Raw genomic sequence first — 18,071 nt, forward strand, 5'->3', positions numbered from 1 at the left:
TTCTGAAATGACTGAAAATAAACTTTTTTAGGTAGAAGTACATTTCGAAAAGACTAAAAATTTTCGTATTTTTGCATTGCATTAATTCAAGCAGCCTTTATAAACCAATGTAATTGTACATATTGGAAGGGTTGCAATTTTAGACAAACAATAAATCATAGTTGTAAATGATTAACATTACACTACCTGACGGTTCAGTACGTCAGTATGAAAAGGGTACAACTGCTATGCAGGTGGCCCAATCGATTTCCGAAGGATTAGCTAGAAATGTTTTAGCTGCAGAAGTAAATGGTGAGGTTTGGGATTCTTCAAGACCTATTGAAGGAGACGCTTCGGTAAAATTATTGACCTGGAATGACGATAAAGGTAAGTCTACCTTTTGGCATTCATCCGCTCACTTATTGGCAGAAGCACTAGAAGCCCTATATCCAGGGATTAAATTTGGTATCGGTCCGAACATCGAAACCGGTTTCTATTACGATGTGGATTTCGGTGACCGCGAGTTTTCTTCTGATGACTTCAAACAGATCGAGGACAAGATGTTGGAATTGGCTAAGCAAAAAGAGGTTTTTGAGCGTAAAGCTGTATCAAAAGCGGATGCCTTGGCTTATTTCGAGGAAAAAGGTGATGAGTACAAGTTGGATTTGATCAAGGACCTGGAAGATGGTAAGATCACTTTTTATACTCAAGGAAATTTCACTGACCTGTGTCGTGGACCACATATCCCGAATACAGGATTTATCAAAGCGATAAAATTGACGAATGTGGCAGGTGCTTATTGGCGAGGTGATGAGTCTCGTAAGCAGTTGACCCGTATTTATGGGGTGACTTTCCCTAAGGCTTCGGAATTGACCGAATATTTGAAGTTTATCGAAGAAGCCAAGAAACGTGACCACCGTAAGTTAGGTAAGGAATTGGAGCTGTTTGCTTTCTCGGAGAAAGTAGGGATGGGTTTGCCATTGTGGTTGCCGAAAGGAACTGCATTGAGACAAAAACTTCAGGACTTTTTGCAAAAAGCACAGATTAAGGCTGGTTATGAGCCTGTGATTACTCCGCATATCGGTCATAAACAACTTTATATCACTTCTGGTCACTACGAGAAGTACGGTGCGGATTCATTCCAGCCGATCAATACACCTGTGGATGGCGAAGAGTTCTTGCTCAAACCAATGAACTGTCCGCACCACTGTGAGATCTACAAAACAAAACCTCGTTCCTACAAGGAACTTCCGGTTCGTTTTGCAGAATTCGGAACTGTATATCGTTATGAGCAGTCTGGTGAATTGCATGGCTTGACTCGCGTTAGAGGGTTTACTCAAGATGATGCGCACTTGTTCTGTCGTCCAGACCAGGTGAAAGAGGAGTTCAAGAAAGTGATTGATTTGGTGCTTTATGTATTTGGAGCATTAGGTTTCAACGAGTTTACCGCTCAGATTTCACTGCGTGATCCAGAGAACAAGACTAAATATATCGGTTCGGATGAGAACTGGGCATTAGCGGAAGCAGCGATCATCGAATCGGCGACTGAAAAAGGTTTGCCTACTGTGGTTGAATATGGCGAGGCGGCTTTCTATGGTCCAAAATTGGACTTCATGGTGAAGGATGCTTTGGGCAGGAAATGGCAGTTGGGTACTATCCAGGTTGACTACAACCTTCCAGAGCGTTTTGAGTTGGAGTATACTGGTAGTGACAACATGAAACACCGTCCGGTTATGATCCACCGTGCACCGTTTGGATCCTTGGAACGTTTTGTTGCAGTTTTGATCGAGCACTGTGGGGGACAATTTCCGTTATGGCTTGCGCCTGAGCAGTTTATCATCCTGCCAGTGTCAGAAAAATATGAAGAATATGCGCAAAAACTTTTGGAATCCCTAAATAATTCCGATATTCGCGGTCTGATTGACTTGCGTGACGAGAAAGTTGGGCGTAAGATCCGTGATGCCGAAGTGAAAAAGATGCCTTACATGTTGATTGTAGGGGAGAAGGAGATGGAAAGCGGAACAATCTCAGTTCGTAAACATGGTGGGGTGGACTTAGGTTCGATCACAGCAGAGGAATTTAAAGATTTATTAATAAAAGAAATAACTGTTTAATTAAAGGAACATTTGGCAAAAAGTAACAATTTCGGCCCGAGAGGCCCGATAAGAAAAAAAGAACCAGAACATCGTATCAATGAGCACATCCGTGTTCCAGAAGTACGTTTGGTTGGTGACAATGTAGAGCAAGGGGTATTTCCGACACGTCAAGCGTTAGCATTAGCTGATGAGTTAGAATTGGATTTAGTTGAAATCTCTCCAAACGCTACGCCGCCTGTTTGCAAAATTATTGATTACAGTAAATTCGTTTACGAACAGAAAAAAAAGCAAAAGGAAATCAAAGCGAATGCGAAGCAGACGGTGATTAAGGAAATCCGTTTCGGACCGAACACCAGCGAGCATGACTTCGAATTTAAGTTGAAGCACGCGATGCGATTCCTGGAAAGTGGCGAGAAAGTTCGTGCTTACGTACATTTCAAAGGCCGTGCAATTGTGTTCAAAGAACAAGGTGAAATCTTGTTGTTGCGTTTTGCACAAGCCTTAGAAGACTATGGTAAGGTGGAATTATTGCCTAAGTTGGAAGGAAAGCGCATGTTCTTGACATTGGCGCCCAAAACCAGCCCAAAGAAATAAGACGTATCTAACAGATTGATAAAAATTATATAAGTATTATGCCAAAAGTTAAAACCAATTCCAGCGCGAAAAAACGTTTCAAATTGACTGGAACCGGTAAAATAGCAAGAAAGAACGCTTACAAAAGCCACATCTTGACTAAGAAAACTACTAAACAAAAACGCAACTTAACTACTACTAGTTATGTGAGTGATGCTGATACAGGCAACGTAAAACGTATGCTAGCTATCGGTAAATAAGTTTAGAAAACATTTTATAACAATATTTTTTTAACCGGGTATAGGGTCGTAAGATTGCTGGAAAACGCAACGCCTTTTACCAAATTAAATTTTAAAAATTATGCCACGTTCGGTTAACGCAGTTGCTTCTAGAAGAAGAAGAAAAAGAATCCTTAAATTAGCTAAAGGCTATTATGGATCTCGTAGCAAAGTATATACTATTGCTAAAAATACAGTAGAAAAAGGTTTACAGTACGCTTACCGCGACCGTAAAACCAAAAAACGCGAGTTTAGAGCTTTATGGATTCAACGTATCAATGCTGGAGCACGTCAACACGGAATTTCTTATTCTCAGTTGATCGGTAAATTAAACGCTAAAAACATCGGCTTGAACCGTAAGGTATTAGCTGACTTAGCTTTAAACAATCCAGATGCTTTCAAAGCAGTTGTAGACGCAGTAAAATAAGTTTAAACCGCATCTTTTTGTTAGATATAAATAAAGCCATTCCGAAAGGGATGGCTTTTTTTTTGGTTTTGGGAAATGCCAAAATTTCGTTGGGGCGTATCGCATACGCCCGTCGCATGCAGGTATAAATGATGGTGATCTTTATTCTTCCTATTTTACGTCAAAATTCCTTCCTCCAACCAATAAAAAATGGTTTCCTCATCTTACGATTTCGGAATGACTGGCATCCCTCGCTGGGGTCAATATATTTTTTGATTAGATGTGTTGAAACATATTTAGAGACATTTTTTTTCCAATTTTCGTAGGGGCGTATCGCATACGCCCGTCGCATGCATTTACAAATTATGGAGGTCTTTATGCTTTCTATTTGACGTCAAAATTCCTTCCTCCAACCAATAAAAAATGGTTTCCTCATCTTATGATTTCGGAATGACTGGCATCCCTAAAAAAAACAAAAAATAGATTCTTCGCTGTGCTCTGAATCCCTCGCAGGGGTCAATATATTTTTTGATTAGATGTGTTGAAACATATTTAGAGGCATTTTTTTTCAATTTTCGTAGGGGCGTATCGCATACGCCCGTCGCATGCATTTACAAATTAAGGAGGTCTTTATGCTTTCTATTTGACGTCAAAATTCCTTCCTCCAACCAATAAAAAATGGTTTCCTCATCTTACGATTTCGGAATGACTGGCATCCCTCGCTGGGGTCAATATATTTTTTGATTAGATGTGTTGAAAAATATTTAGAGGCATTTTTTTTCCAATTTTCGTAGGGGCGTATCGCATACGCCCGTCGCATGCATTTACAAATTATGGAGGTCTTTATGCTTTCTATTTGACCTCAAAATTCCTTCCTCCAACCAATAAAAAATGGTTTCCTCATCTTACGATTTCGGAATGACTGGCATCCCTAAAAAAAACAAAAAAAAATAGAATCTTCGCTTTGCTCTGAATCCCTCGCTGGGGTCAAAATATTTTTTTATTAGATGTGTTGAAACATATTTAGAGGCATTTTTTTCCAATTTTCGTAGGGGCGTATCGCATACGCCCGTCACATGCATTTACAAATGATGGAGTTCTTTATGCTTTCTATTTGACGTCAAACTTCCTTCCTCCAACCAATAAAAAATGGTTTCCTCATCTTATGATTTCGGAATGACTGGCATCCCTTTTTAGCGCATTTTAAATTCTGAACGAATAGTGAAGAATCTGTACGCTAATAATATTTTAGATCCTGTCATCCATTATCGAAGATAATGGAACTGTACGCTATATAAACCAATTATATGTTCAAAATATAAAGCGGGCGAATGCGATTCGCCCCTACGGAAATGGGGTCAATAATAGCCAGGAAATAGCTTTCATAACATTATTTCGGCCTATCCGGCTCGACCTTCGGAATAGATCTTGGTCCATCCTCGGATCCCATCCATCCTGGTTCAAATTATTTATCTCCCAAAACGATCTCAAACTCATCATAATCTGCTTTTCTCCAAGCCATATCTTGGGTGCTGCTGGACAATGCGAACCATGGGGAAAAGGTTTTTACTTTAACGGTTTTACCATCTGGCATAAACTCCAAAATCCGGATCCAGCCGTCGCCACCACTGCCATAGGTTCCACCGCCTAAGGCTTGGGCATTAAAGGTCATTTGGCTTACATCTTTACCTGCGGAGTTCTTGTCGATACGGAAGCCTACATGTTTTCTGGGGTCATTAGGGGAGCCTATATGCCCTGAAAACACCATTTCTATGTTCTTGGATGGCTTTACTAATTTTTCGAATACAGCGGTCCCGTAATTGGCGTCCTGCAGATCGTATTTGGCGGTCTTGATATGTTCGTTTTGATAATTGAGGTAGGCATGAGTCAATAATATGACGGTATGGTCTTGGTATTTTTTCTGTTGGACTATTTTATTGGCCCAGTTCAATACCGTATCTCTTGGGGCAAACTCGAGGGAAAGGTATAAAAATGGTTTTCCATGTGGTGATTTCCATTGATATGCGGCATTTTCTAGACTTGGGTTGCCATAGATATTCTCGGTAACCTCCCTTAGGATTTTTTGGTTTTCGCTGTTTTTATCTGGATAAAAATAATTTGGGAAGTGGGTAGTCTTTGGTTTATGGGTATAACTGAAGATATTGTAATCATGGTTTCCTGTTGCGGTGATGTAAGGAATCTTTCCATCTAGTTTTGCAAAGGCTTTTGCGGCTGCTTCCCATTGCTGTTTGCCGGTTTGGTCCATTTTCTTAGGGTCTGGATTGATAATGTCATCGTGCTCGACTAGGTCGCCGGTGCACATGACCATCTGAATATTGAGCTTGTCTTCATTTTCAACGATCCAGTTCATCATGACATCCAAAATGGGTTGGTTCCTCTGGAACTTGACGTAGTTCTGGATATCAGGTAGGATAACCATGGTCCAGGAACTGGAGTCGGAAAGCTGTGGCTGTTCAAAAGTCTTCTTTTCTTGTGCTATGGAGCAGGTCAAAAATGTTACAGATAGTAAGCAGAGGCTTATGATTTTCTTGATAGGGTTCATGTTTTTTTGGGATTAACTATGAAAAGCAAACGTGACCTGAGCGGGTCACGTTTGAGAAATAAAAGTATTTGTATGAATTGTAAACTTATTAATAACCTGGGTTCTGGGTCAGGTTTTTATTGGCATCCATCTCTTGTGCGGAGATAGGCCAGTACTCGTCTTTGTTTTCCTTGAAAACAACGGCTTGGGTTCCGAAGACTTTGCTTGCCACTGCATGGTTATAAACAGGGTTTGCATTTTCATCGATTCGGGTCAATACATTCTTGTCCCAAGGATTTGCCAAACGGTTCAAATAGATATGACCGTTCATGACTTGATTGGCAATGCCCCAACGACGTAAATCGTACCAACGTAAGCCATCATTTGCCAGTTCAACTTTTCTTTCATAGCGTAATGCTTGGCGCAGTTGAGCCTGTGAAAGTCCGGTTGGAAGGTTTGGCATGTGCGCACGCTTACGGATCTGGTTGATGGCATCATAAACTGTCCCGTCGATGCTGTTATCCTCAATCTTTGCCTCAGCATAGATCAATAAGAGTTCTGCATATCTGAACACCCCGACATTTAAGTCTGAGAAGCCGGAAACCGAAGTAGTTGGGAAGTCTACAAGATCGGTATGCTTGCGCCATAGGTACCCACTGAATGAGCGGTAGGCATTGGTCGCATCGGCATTGGTCTGAGAGCTTGGTTTGTCGGATGTGCCATTGATCACAGGCCAATAGTTGTTCACTTTCGAGAAGGAAGCGTTTGGTTCAAATTGGAATCCCATAAATCTTGCGTTCGGACGAACCGTATAGAGGTCTAAACGTGGGTCTCTGTTCTCGAATGGTTTCGCCGGATTGTAGCTGGTCGATTCTGTGATGTACTTCCCGTCCAAATCTTGGAAAGAGTCGATGAAGTTTTGGGTTGGTCCCCAATAACATACTCCTTTTCCAAGTCTGGAAGCCAGGTAATAACCTTGATTATGGACATTGTCGCTGATATTGCGATTGTATTCCACGACCCATATCCATTCTTTGCTGTTTTCAAAACCTTTATGTCCAAAGATGTTGGCCACCTCTGGTTCACCTTCTTTGTGGGTCTTATTGGCAAAGTCAATCGAATTGTCGAATTCCGATAAGGCATGGATTCCATTGGAAAGGCTAATCGCCGTTTTGGCAGCTTCGCTGGCTACCTTGTACTGTTTAGCATAAAGGGCCACTCTCGCTTTTAAGGTATAGGCAGCAATGCTGGAAGCTCTGGAAAACTTGTTTCCAGCTTGTGATTGAGGAAGGTTGTCGGCAATAGCAGTCAGTTCATCCAAGATGAATTTTTCTACTTCTGCTTTTTTAGTGCGGCCGGGTAATTCATCGCCCAATTTTAATGCATTCTTCAATAGGGGTACATCGCCGTACAATTCAATCAATTGTGAATAGCAATAAGCGCGGATAAATCTCAATTCGGCATCGATTTTTTTGTAATCCGCTTCTGCCATACTGGTTTTGATGTCTCCCAATTTATCCAATACATCGTGCACTCTTCCGATCGTCTTATAGTGGGCAGCCCAAGGTTTGGTTGCCAAAGCATTGTCTGTCGTAATGGAACTGGTGATGGGCGAGGTATAGTTATTTCCAGGTCTCGCATAGCCAATATCTGTGATGTTATCCATCACGTGCCAAATCGGGGTACTGGAGGCATCCAATAACGTCAAACCTTTGTAGGCTCCTAAAAGTCCCATTTCAGCTTCTTTTTGGCTGGCAGGGAAGGTTTTGGACGATGGGCCGTCCAATGGCAATCGGTCTAGGTCGCAAGAGCTCATTAGCGCTGCACATAATAAACTGATTCCTATGATAGATTTTGTCTTCTTGATCATGTTCTTAAAATTTAAAGTCTAAACCAAATGTGTACACCTTAACCTGAGGGTAGAAGTTTCCTGAACCTAAGGTTACTCCGTCTTGTGCTCCTGCATTGTAATTGATTTCAGGGTCGTAGCCTTCGTAGAAGTTGGTTTTGGTAAATAAGTTCTGTCCGTTAGCATAGATGAAGATCCCGCCGATCTTGCTGTTCGCTAACCAGCTTTTCAGGATTTCATAGCCTAACTGTACATTTTTTAATCGGAGATAAGACGCGCTTCTCATCCAGAAATCAGAGTTCTGTGTATTGTTTGTTGAGGTTACCGATACACGTGGTAGGGAAGCTCCTCGGTTGTCTTCTGACCAATAGTCCAACTGCCAAGGTTTGATCGCTGAAGAATTCACGGCTGGGATCACATAGTGGGAGTCCAAGTAGCCGTTTGCTTTCGCTACACCCTGTAAGAAGGCACTGAATCGAACGCCTTTGTATCCTAGGTCTAGGTTGAATCCGTAAGTATAGCGAGGCAGGGTACTGCCGATGATTACTTTGTCAGCATCTGTGATCTTGCCATCAGGGATGGCATTGCCATTGGCATCAAAATCACCAGCGATGTCTTTGTATCTGATGTCCCCAGGTTTTAATGTACCGATTTGCTTAGGTCCATTATCGATTTCTTCTTGAGATTGGTAAAGACCGTCTGACTGGTAACCATAGATGGAATTGATGGAGTATCCTTCTTGTTGTCTCAATAGAGTTCCAGAAACTTGTCCTTTCATATCCAGGATCTTGTTTTTCACATCGGAAATATTGGCCCCGATACCTAATTTGAAATCACCGAATTGGTTGTCATATCGAACGGATGCTTCCCAGCCTTGGTTCTGTACTTTGGCAGCATTCTGGAATGGCGCATTCTTGCCGTAAAGCTCAGAAACATAAAGTTTCATCAGGATCCCATCGGTTTGTTTGGTATACCAATCGAATGTAACGCTGAAATTGTTGAACAGGGATGCATCTAGTCCTACACCGGCCATGGTGGTTTCTTCCCATAATAGACCTGAGTTAGCCATGGTGTTAAGTGCAATCATTTGATCGACTGCCCCGCCCACGGAGATACTTCCTAGATTCAAGGTTTCGATGTATGGTTGGTAGGTGGTACCGATATTTTGGTTACCCAAGATACCCCAAGAACCACGAAGTTTCAATTGGTTGATGGAACTCTTAAGGTCGGCCATAAATGGTTCCTCAGAGATTCTCCAGCCTGCTGAGAATGATGGGAAAGCTGCCCAACGGTTTGATTTGGCAAACCTTGAACTTCCATCATAACGAAGGTTGGCTTCTAGGAGATAGCGGCCTTTGTAATCGTAATTGAACCTACCGAATGTTGAGACCAATAACCATTGGAATTGGTTTCCAGCATTGTTTTTGGTTTCTGTATCCGCACCGACATTCAAGACTTCATAGGTGTCGTAGGTGAAATCACGACGGTAACCCATCAGGTATTTCTCGTCATAGGTCTCTCTTGAAGCTCCTAGCATCAAGCTGAAGTTATGGTCGTTGAATGATTTCTGTGCAGTTGTTTGGAAGGAGTAGCTGCCGTTGAAATAACGGTAAGCAGATTCAGTCAGTTCGGTAGATGGCAATGCGGTGCCCGCTTCGCTACCATCCTCGTAATGGGTCATTACTGCCTTTGCGAACTCGTGGATATTGCGCGTGCGGTATCTAGGCGCTGCCATTCCTGAAATACTCAACCAGTCGAATGGTTTGTAGTTGATGGACAGATTACCCAATAATTCCAGGTTGTTTACTTTTTTATTACCGCCTTCTTCGATGAAAGCTACGGGATTGTTTTTTACCCAGCCTTCTGACCAAAGACCGTTAGCCACGCGGATAGGAATATTGGTGGGCATACGGCCGATGTAATTCCAGATAGTGCCTTCATTCGCGATCTGAAGACGGTTTGTGTTTACCGCCGAAAGGTCAAAGCGGATGTTCAGCTTTTCATTTGGATTGATGTCCATGTTGTTTCTGAAGGTATATCTTTGGAACCCAGTGTTGTCAATCAAGCCGTCTTGGGAAACATAGCCAAGGGAAGGAGCGACACGGATCTTTCCTGCGCCTGCATTTAAGGAAACAAAATGGTTGTGCGTGAATCCCGAACCACTTAGGATGGCTTTTTGCCAGTCGAAATTGTCTGGATTCTCTGCATATAGTTTATTGAATTCTTCAAAATCTTTTTCGCTGTAGATCACTGAACCATTATCGTTCATGTTCGCGTCGTTAAATACTTTCATGAAAGTAGCACCATCAGTCACTTTAGGGATGAAAGTCGGGTCTTGCCAACCTGTGTATCCTCTATAGTTGAGGGCGAATTGATCTTTACCGCGTTTGGTAGTGATCAAGATAACGCCATTTGCTGCACGGGAACCATAAATAGCTGCTGAAGCGGCATCTTTTAGGATGGAGATGTTTTCGATCAGGTTCGCATCTACATTGTCCAATGACCCGGCTACCCCGTCAATAATGACAAGTGGTTCGGAATCCGAACCGCCGAATGAGTTTACTCCACGGATCCGGATCTGGCCTTTATCGCCACCTGGTGCACCCGATTGGGATGTAACTGTTACGCCCGGTGCAAGGCCCTGCAGGGCAGAGGAGGTCGATACAATTGGTCTTCTTTCAAGCTGTTCGCTATTGATAGTGGATACAGCTCCTGTTAGGTTTACCTTTTTCTGTGTACCATAACCCACCACAACCACTTCGTCCAGATTGGTCAGATCGGCTGTTAGGATAACATTGATTGTGCCTTGTTCAGTAATGGTCCTTTCGGCATTGGCATAACCCATGCTGGCGAAGACCAGAACGTCACCAGTATTGGCTTCAACTTGGTACTCGCCAGTAGATGAAGTTTGGGACAAGGCATTGAGATGACCTTTGATGCTGATGGTCACGCCTTCCAGCGGGTTTCCATCTTCGTTGGTCACTTTCCCCGAGATATTCTTTTGCTGTGCCCATAGGATTCCTATGGGTAGAAAGCACAGCAAAAAAATGAGTTGTAGTTGTTTTTTCATTTAGATGCGTATTAATAATAAATAGGTTCTTTTTAAAGATGTCTTAGAGTAGTGTTTTAATGTCCTTACAATATGTTTAAAATTGTTTCGAAATTAGATTAATAATGTTAAATCATTATTAAGTCTATGTTTTCGTTGTGTTAAAACAAGGCATAAATGCCGATATCATATTAGATTTTATTCAAAAATAACAATAGGTTACTAGCTAATAAAGCGTTTCGAAAATAAAAAAAAGATTTTTAAACCAAAAATTTAAAAATCTTTTTTCTGAAAATGTGATGTGAAGGTAGTTTAGGCGAGGATGATTTTAATGCCTAGGTCTTCTATTGACTTGACGATGTTTGGGGACACCTTGTTGTCGGTAATGATGTAGTCTACGTCGATCAATTCGCAGATTTTGCCGAGGCCTCTTTTTCCAAATTTGCTGCTATCTGCCAGGATAGCGATCTTTTGGGAGGTTTCGATCATTTTTTGGTTCAATGTTGCTTCAGGTAGGTTGCTGATGGAGATTCCGAATTCCAGGTCGATGCCGTCGGCGCCAAGGAACAGGATCCCGCAGCTGATTTCATCCAGGATGCGGATCGCGTATTGTCCAGCTACCGAAGAGGAGTTGGTCCGGATCAGTCCTCCAAGCTGTAAAACCTCGATATTAGGCTTTCCGCTGAGTTCTAGGCCAACTTTTAGGGCTGGGGTGATGACGGTCAGCATGTGCGTGGATTCGATGTTTTTGGCCAAAGTGAACACCGTTGTTCCTGATCCGATCATGATGGAGTCATTGTCCTTGATCAGTTTTATTGCAGCCTGTGCTATACGTTGTTTCTCCTCGCTGTTGATGGATTCTTTAACCATGATCGGGCGGTCGATAGCGTAAGGATTGCTGTTGGAAGCGCCTCCTTTGATCCTGAATAACAGGTTTTTGTCTTCTAGCACTTTAAGGTCCTTTCGGATCGTTACGCTGGAAACCTTCATGGTTTCGCAGAGCCAGTCTATCGTAATTTTCCCTTTTTCCTTTAAGCTTTTTAGAATGAATTCGTGTCTGTCTGTGATATTCATCATAATTCATTAAAATAAGTTAATATAATAGCAAATATAGTCAGCATTTCTGTACTTGCCTATTGTTTTTTTTTATTTAAAAATGTTTTTTTTATATTCATTTATTTCTACATTTGAAATCGTAACTGGTATAATTTTAATAACCGAATCTACTTTATGTCAAAATTTACGTTGCCGATTCCAGCCACTAAAAGGAGATGGTATATCATAATTGTCATTTTTTTAGCCATTGTGTTCAACTATTACGATAGGCAGATCGTTTCGATCTTGAAGCCGATGCTGAAGGATGAGTTTGATTTGGGTGATGATGGTTATGCCTTGGTGATCAATGTGTTCACGGTATTCTATGCCCTAATGTATCCGGTATCCGGTTGGCTGGTGGATAAGTTTGGCGAAAGGAAAGTGATGTTGGTGGGTATATTAGGTTGGTCAGTTGCTTGTTTAGGCGGTGGTTTTTCAAGGACCTTTGGGTCGTTTCTGTTCTTCCGCGGGATGTTGGGAGCCGCAGAACCGACAAACTTTCCTGCGCAGCTGAAGGTGATTACAGTTTGGTTTTCCGGGAAATTGCGCGCGACGGCAAACAGTCTATGTGTGGCTGGTAGTTCGATCGGAGCCATCATTGCGCCTCCTTTAGTTGCATGGTTAGCGATGCGCTATAATTTCCATACGGTATTTATCGTGGCCGGGGTTGTCGGATTGATCATTGCCCTGCTTTGGTTTTTGATCTACACCGAACCACCTGCGGAAATACGTAAGGAGGCAATTGGCGAGAGTGAATCCCAAGCCTCCGGGTACGGATTTACGTGGGGACAGCTATGGAAAACGAAAACCTTGTGGGGGATTCTGTTGATTCGTTTTGTGAGTGATCCTGTTTGGTATTTCTGTCTTTTCTGGTTGCCAGGTTATTTGCAGGAAGAAAGCGGCTTGACCTTGGCGCAGATCGGAATGTTTGGGTGGATTCCATTTTTAGTCGCCGATTTGGGGGCAATAGGTACCTCAGCATGGTCTGATAAAATGGTTCGTAAGGGCAAAGAGCCTTTGTTGGCCAGAAAGATTATGTTGAGCAGCATTGCAGTCTTGGCACCATTATGTTGTTTGACTGCCTATGTGTCTAATCCTTATTTGACCATCCTGATCTTTTCGTTGGTCGCTGTGGCTTGTTTGAGCTGGTTGTTTACCATTTCCGTAGTAATCGCAGAGGCTTTCCCAGTAAAGAATGTGGCTTCTGTTTTAGGGATTGCCGGTGGATTTGGTGCATTGGGGGCGGTTTTGTTCAACTATTTTGTTGGGCAGATGATGGGTTCCTTAGGGGCTGGTACCATTTTTATAGCCATGGCCTTTATGCATCCTATTGCGGTTCTGATCCTGTGGACGATGGTGAAAAAAGAAAAGCCTAAAGAGGCAGTTTTAGTAGAGAAAAATTAATATAAAAATATTACAAAGTATTATTGTTATGGCAGAAGTTAAGACTATTTTGGAGCCTGCAAGAGAGACTCCTGTTCGTCTGGAAGTAGATGTTTTGGTTGTTGGAGGCGGTCCTGCAGGGATTATTGCTGCACAAGCAGCCGCTTCAGACGGGTTAAAGGTTGCTTTGATCGACAACCGTAGCTTTGTTGGCGGGAATATGACCATCGGCTTGCCGATTTTAGGTTTCTTAGGTCAGAAGGGCAATCAGATTATCAAAGGGCTTCCTCAGAAATTTATCGACCGTCTGAAAGAAGTGGATGCTGCATCAGAGCATCGTCCATGTCCTTTGCATATGAGCTTGACCTTGGTGGAACCAGAAGCAGTAAAGAATGTAGGGTTGAAGGTTTTGGAAGAGGCAGGCGTTAAAGTGTTGCTTTATGTTTTCTCTGCTGGGGTAGTGATGGAAGGCGATGAAATGAAAGGGGTGATCATCGAGAGTAAATCGGGAAGGGAAGTGATATTGGCAAAAACCGTGGTCGACTGTACCGGAGATGCCGATGTTGCCTACAAGGCTGGTGTGGAATGTGAGCAAGGTAATGATGATGGTGGTGCACAACCTCCGACCTTGATGTTCTGTATGGCGGGTGTGGATACCGACAAGTTGCGTATGTCCATTGCTGAAGAGCCTAGGACCTACTTGACAGACTTTATTCCAGCAGAATACTTTGGACAGAATCACCAGTTTATCGTAGTAGGATTGAGAAGCGTAATGGAAAAGGCTCGTCAGGCAGGTTATCATCTGCCGGTGGAGCGTACGATCTTGATTACCGGTCTTCGTGAAGGCGAGGTGTGGGTCAATATGTCCAGGGTCAATGGGGTAGACGGTACGAATCCGGAAAGTTTGACTTTTGGAGAAATAGAAGGTCGCAAGCAGGTTGAGGAAATCCAACGTTATTTAGTGGAGTTTGTGCCGGGTTTTGAAGAGGCACATTTTACCAAAATGGCTCCGTTTCTAGGTATCCGCGAAACGCGTCGTATCGTGGGTGATTATGTGATGACTGCGGATGATATCCTAACTTGCCGTCGTTTTGAAGATGCCGTGGCAGTAGCGAGTTATCCATTGGATATTCACCATCCTGAAGGTGGTGGTTGTACCTTGACTTGGTGTGGAGATAGTTATGATATTCCATACCGCTCATTGGTACCTAAGAAAGTAAAGAATTTATTGGTAGCTGGTCGTTCGATCTCAACTACTCATGAGGCTATGTCGGCAATCCGTGTGATGGCGCCTTGTATGGCGATGGGAGAAGCGGCAGGCCGTGCTGCAAAATTAGCTGTCCGCCATGGCGTAAGTCCAGCGGATGTCAATGTGGAAGAGTTGAGAGCAGAATTGATCAATTCAGGCGCTTATTTAGGTGAAGACCTAACAGCGACTGTTTAAAAATAATACTATGAAGCGTTCCGAAACCTCCAATCGCAGGGAGTTTTTTAAGAAAGTTGGCTTGTTGACAGCGATGCCCTTGTTGGCTAAGTTGGATTTACAAGCTGAACAATTGCCTGCAAAAGGCAATCAAATCAAGGTGCTGACCTGCAATATTCGGGTTGATCTAGAAGAAGATGCCGCAAAGGGCTTAGGTTGGAAAGATCGCCGGGAAGCATGTTTGGCGGTAATTAAAAAACAGAAAGCTGACTTGATCGGTTTTCAGGAAGTTTTGAAGGGTCAGTTTTTAGATCTCAAGGAAAACTTGAAGGATTACTTTGCTTTTGGATTTGATGGCCCAGAGATGGACGCGTTTAAGGAAGGTTATCATGGCATTGCCAAGAATCCGATATTGTTTTCAAAAAAGCGATTTGAGTTGTTGGCAGCCAGTGCATATTGGCTGTCTGAAACTCCTCTGAAAGCTGGAAGTCTTTCTTGGGGATCAGCAAGAGCCAGGAATGCGGTTTTTGTAAGGTTATTAGATAAAAAAACTAATAAGGAAATCCGCTTGACTAATCTGCACTTAGACCACGTCAGTAATGAAGCAAAGGAAGGTCAGATTAAAGTAGTGTTGGAGGAAGCGGCGCAATATCAATCGGATTTTCCGCAAATCTTGACCGGTGACTTTAATGTCGGCATGGATTCCAAGGTTTATCAGGATGTAATCGCTGCGGGTTGGAAAGACTCTTATGTACAAGTCAAAGGCAATGAGACTCCAGAGGGAACTACTCACGGTTTTAAAGGAAATGATCCGAATAGAAAGAAATCCAAGAAGATTGATTTTATCTTCCTGAACGGACCTTTGAAGGCGATCGATACGAGTATCATCAAGGATAGTTTCAAAGGGGTATTGCCAAGCGATCATTATTTTGTGAGCGCGGTGTTGGAGTATCAATAAGGAAAAGATTCAAATAACATTTAAAAAGAACAGTTTATGGTACTGTTCTTTTTTTAGACTTAATGGGTTTAATTATGTTAAATTTTGTTTATTTTTATTTTACTTAAACACTAATTCAATTTAAACCTTAACTAAATTTAATGGCACAGCAAAGTACAATGGATAAGCTAGGTATACCTAGTAATTTAAAATGGGGTTACCTCGGGATCCTTATTTTCATGATGGGTGATGGGGTAGAGCAGGGCTGGCTAAGTCCTTATCTTGTCAGTCATGGCATGAGTATGGAGCAGTCTGCAGCGCTTTTCACTGTTTATGGGATTACCATTGCGATCTCTTCCTGGTTTTCTGGAGTATTGGCTGAGAGTTATGGACCGCGTAAGTCTATGTTTATGGGTTTGCTGTTGTATCTGATTGGAACGGTAGGTTTTGTGTCTATGGGTATGGCCAAATTGGACTACAATGCCATGTTGCTGTTCTATGCCATTCGTGGCTTTGGCTACCCTTTGTTTGCTTATTCCTTTATGGTTTGGATCAATTACCGGAGTCCGAAACAGATGTTAGGGAGAGCGGTTGGCTGGTTCTGGTTTGTGTTTACAGGCGGACTTAATGTGCTTGGCGCTTATTACTCTAGCTGGGCTTTGGATAGAATGGGCTATGAAAATACGCTTTGGTCATCAATCTTATGGGTTTTGATAGGCGCATTCTTCGCTCTTGTCCTGAATAGGGACAAGTTTGAAACGAAAGCTTCAAAAGGTTCAAAAGCCCAGGAATTGATGAATGGATTGACCATTGTCAACAAAGAACCAAAGGTATTGATCGGAGGTATTGTGCGTGTTATCAATACCACTGCACAGTTTGCATTTCCAGTGTTCTTGCCGATGTATATGGCTGAGCATGGATTCAATACCAAAGAATGGTTGCAGATCTGGGGAACTATTTTCACGAGTAACATCGCATTTAACTTAATATTTGGATTTGTTGGAGATCGATTAGGCTGGCAGCGCACCATCATGTGGTTTGGTGGCGTTGGTTGCGCGATCACAACGGTCCTTTTCTATTATTCGCCCGTATGGTTCGGAGGAGCGTATTGGGCGGTAATGGCGGCAGGTATAGCTTGGGGAGGGCTATTGGCCGGCTATGTTCCTTTATCCGCATTGGTGCCATCCTTGGTGAAGGAGGATAAAGGAGCAGCAATGGCTATCCTGAACCTTGGTGCAGGTCTGCCAGTCTTTGTGGGCCCTGCAATTGTTGGATTGTTGATCGGTACCATTGGAAGTGAGGGGGTGATATGGGTATTGGCTGCATTGTATCTGATCAGCGCAGTACTTACAAAATTTATCACGATTCCAGAAGATATCAAGGAGTCGGAGAAAGAATTGAATACAGTATAATTAAAGAATTTAGATTAAAAATTGAATAAACAACCTATGAAAGTATTGCTAACTGCGCCTTATGAGAATGAAAAAGCTTTGAATGAATTGAAAGGTCTTTTTGATGAAGTCGTTTATCGTTCATGGAAACCTCATGGGCGTGCATATAACCCTACAGAATTAAGTGCTTTATTGAAGGAAACAGGAGCGGATGCCTTGATTTCGGAACATGATGAAATCACCGAAGAGGTATTACGCGAGAACCCGACCTTGAAATTTGTAGGCATCTGCCGTGGTACACCATCGAATATTGATTTGAAGGTTGCTACTGAATTAGGGATTCCCGTGTTCAATACGCCTGCAAGGAATGCCCAAGCAGTTGCAGAGATGTTTATTGCCAACGTGATCACTTTGATGCGGAATACCGTTCCGGCTATAGATTGGTTAGAAGGTAAGAATTGGGGTGAAGGTGCGCATACTTCCTACCTTCAATTCAAGGGAAATGAGCTTGCCGGCAAAAAGGTTGGTATGGTAGGTTTTGGTGCCGTAGGGCAGCATATTGCAAGGATGTTGGTTAGCTTTCCTTGTGAGATCTATTATTTCGATCCTTACTTTACAGATCCGAATACCGATTTCAAAAATGTGGAATTAGAAGAATTGTTCTCTACCTGTGATGTGGTTGGTATCCATTTGCCAGTTACGCCAGAAACAACTGGTATGATTGACAAGAAATATCTTTCATTGTTGAATAAAGATGCGATTTTTGTGAATACAGCGCGTGCGACTGTTGTCAATCGTGAAGACTTATTGGAAGTGATCGAAGGAGGCCAAATCCGCGGTGCCGTTTTAGATGTTTTCTACAATGAGCCACCCGATGAGGTCGATTACAAAATGATCTTGAACAAGAACGTCATTGCAACTCCGCATATCGCTGGTGCTACCCATGAGGTGGAAGACCATCACGCATTTATCATGAACAACAACCTTAGGGAATTTTTCCATAAGGGAAATAAATCTATCAAGCAGCTAGTCAACAAGGCTGTTTTAGAGAACACATCAATTAGCTAAAC

The 18,071-nt window shown here is 42.6% G+C and carries 13 protein-coding genes; 9 read left to right on the top strand and 4 right to left on the bottom strand.

Going from position 1 to position 18,071, the window contains the following annotated elements; translation table 11 throughout:
• Positions 1-167: 167 nt before the first annotated feature.
• From thrS to rplT, 4 genes are all read left to right on the top strand, one after another.
• Positions 168-2,093, top strand: coding sequence for a threonine--tRNA ligase (gene thrS / locus CKW03_RS04975; RefSeq protein ID WP_093098926.1), 1,926 nt, complete (start codon positions 168-170; stop codon positions 2,091-2,093).
• A gap of 12 nt (positions 2,094-2,105) precedes the next feature.
• Positions 2,106-2,669: a translation initiation factor IF-3 gene (gene infC / locus CKW03_RS04980; protein WP_214648496.1), complete on the top strand. Its 564-nt coding sequence runs from the start codon at positions 2,106-2,108 to the stop codon at positions 2,667-2,669.
• A 38-nt stretch (positions 2,670-2,707) separates the two neighbouring features.
• Positions 2,708-2,908 carry a 50S ribosomal protein L35 gene (gene rpmI, locus CKW03_RS04985; RefSeq protein WP_093098927.1) on the top strand — a complete coding sequence of 67 codons (201 nt, stop codon included), beginning with the start codon at positions 2,708-2,710 and terminating at the stop codon, positions 2,906-2,908.
• 100 nt (positions 2,909-3,008) lie between these two features.
• Positions 3,009-3,353 carry a 50S ribosomal protein L20 gene (gene rplT / locus CKW03_RS04990; RefSeq protein ID WP_093098929.1) on the top strand — a complete coding sequence of 115 codons (345 nt, stop codon included), beginning with the start codon at positions 3,009-3,011 and terminating at the stop codon, positions 3,351-3,353.
• Positions 3,354-4,797: 1,444 nt separating this feature from the next.
• Here rplT and CKW03_RS04995 read toward each other — a convergent pair.
• From CKW03_RS04995 to CKW03_RS05010, 4 genes are all read right to left on the bottom strand, one after another.
• Entirely contained in the window at positions 4,798-5,895 is a 1,098-nt protein-coding gene (locus tag CKW03_RS04995; RefSeq protein ID WP_197700979.1) for a metallophosphoesterase, read from the bottom strand.
• An 88-nt stretch (positions 5,896-5,983) separates the two neighbouring features.
• A complete protein-coding gene (locus CKW03_RS05000) occupies positions 5,984-7,744 on the bottom strand; it encodes a RagB/SusD family nutrient uptake outer membrane protein (RefSeq protein ID WP_093098930.1) in 1,761 nt (586 codons plus the stop codon).
• A gap of 4 nt (positions 7,745-7,748) precedes the next feature.
• Positions 7,749-10,793 carry a SusC/RagA family TonB-linked outer membrane protein gene (locus tag CKW03_RS05005; RefSeq protein WP_093098932.1) on the bottom strand — a complete coding sequence of 1,015 codons (3,045 nt, stop codon included), beginning with the start codon at positions 10,791-10,793 and terminating at the stop codon, positions 7,749-7,751.
• 291 nt (positions 10,794-11,084) lie between these two features.
• Entirely contained in the window at positions 11,085-11,849 is a 765-nt protein-coding gene (locus tag CKW03_RS05010; RefSeq protein WP_175486313.1) for a DeoR/GlpR family DNA-binding transcription regulator, read from the bottom strand.
• Between the two features lie 153 nt (positions 11,850-12,002).
• Between CKW03_RS05010 and CKW03_RS05015 the strand changes: the two genes are divergently transcribed.
• The 5 genes from CKW03_RS05015 (at position 12,003) to CKW03_RS05035 (ending at position 18,069) form a co-directional block, all read left to right on the top strand.
• Entirely contained in the window at positions 12,003-13,271 is a 1,269-nt protein-coding gene (locus tag CKW03_RS05015) for an MFS transporter (protein WP_093098934.1), read from the top strand.
• A 28-nt stretch (positions 13,272-13,299) separates the two neighbouring features.
• Positions 13,300-14,694, top strand: coding sequence for an FAD-dependent oxidoreductase (locus CKW03_RS05020; protein ID WP_093098935.1), 1,395 nt, complete (start codon positions 13,300-13,302; stop codon positions 14,692-14,694).
• Between the two features lie 10 nt (positions 14,695-14,704).
• On the top strand, positions 14,705-15,631 hold the full coding sequence (locus CKW03_RS05025; protein ID WP_093098937.1) for an endonuclease/exonuclease/phosphatase family protein: 927 nt from the start codon (positions 14,705-14,707) through the stop codon (positions 15,629-15,631).
• Between the two features lie 140 nt (positions 15,632-15,771).
• Positions 15,772-17,022, top strand: coding sequence for an MFS transporter (locus CKW03_RS05030; RefSeq protein ID WP_093098938.1), 1,251 nt, complete (start codon positions 15,772-15,774; stop codon positions 17,020-17,022).
• A 36-nt stretch (positions 17,023-17,058) separates the two neighbouring features.
• Positions 17,059-18,069 (top strand): NAD(P)-dependent oxidoreductase, encoded by a 1,011-nt coding sequence (locus CKW03_RS05035; RefSeq protein WP_093098940.1) that lies wholly within the window; start codon positions 17,059-17,061, stop codon positions 18,067-18,069.
• Positions 18,070-18,071 lie beyond the last annotated feature (2 nt).

The organism is Sphingobacterium mizutaii (genome assembly GCF_900187125.1).
Lineage (GTDB): Bacteria > Bacteroidota > Bacteroidia > Sphingobacteriales > Sphingobacteriaceae > Sphingobacterium > Sphingobacterium mizutaii.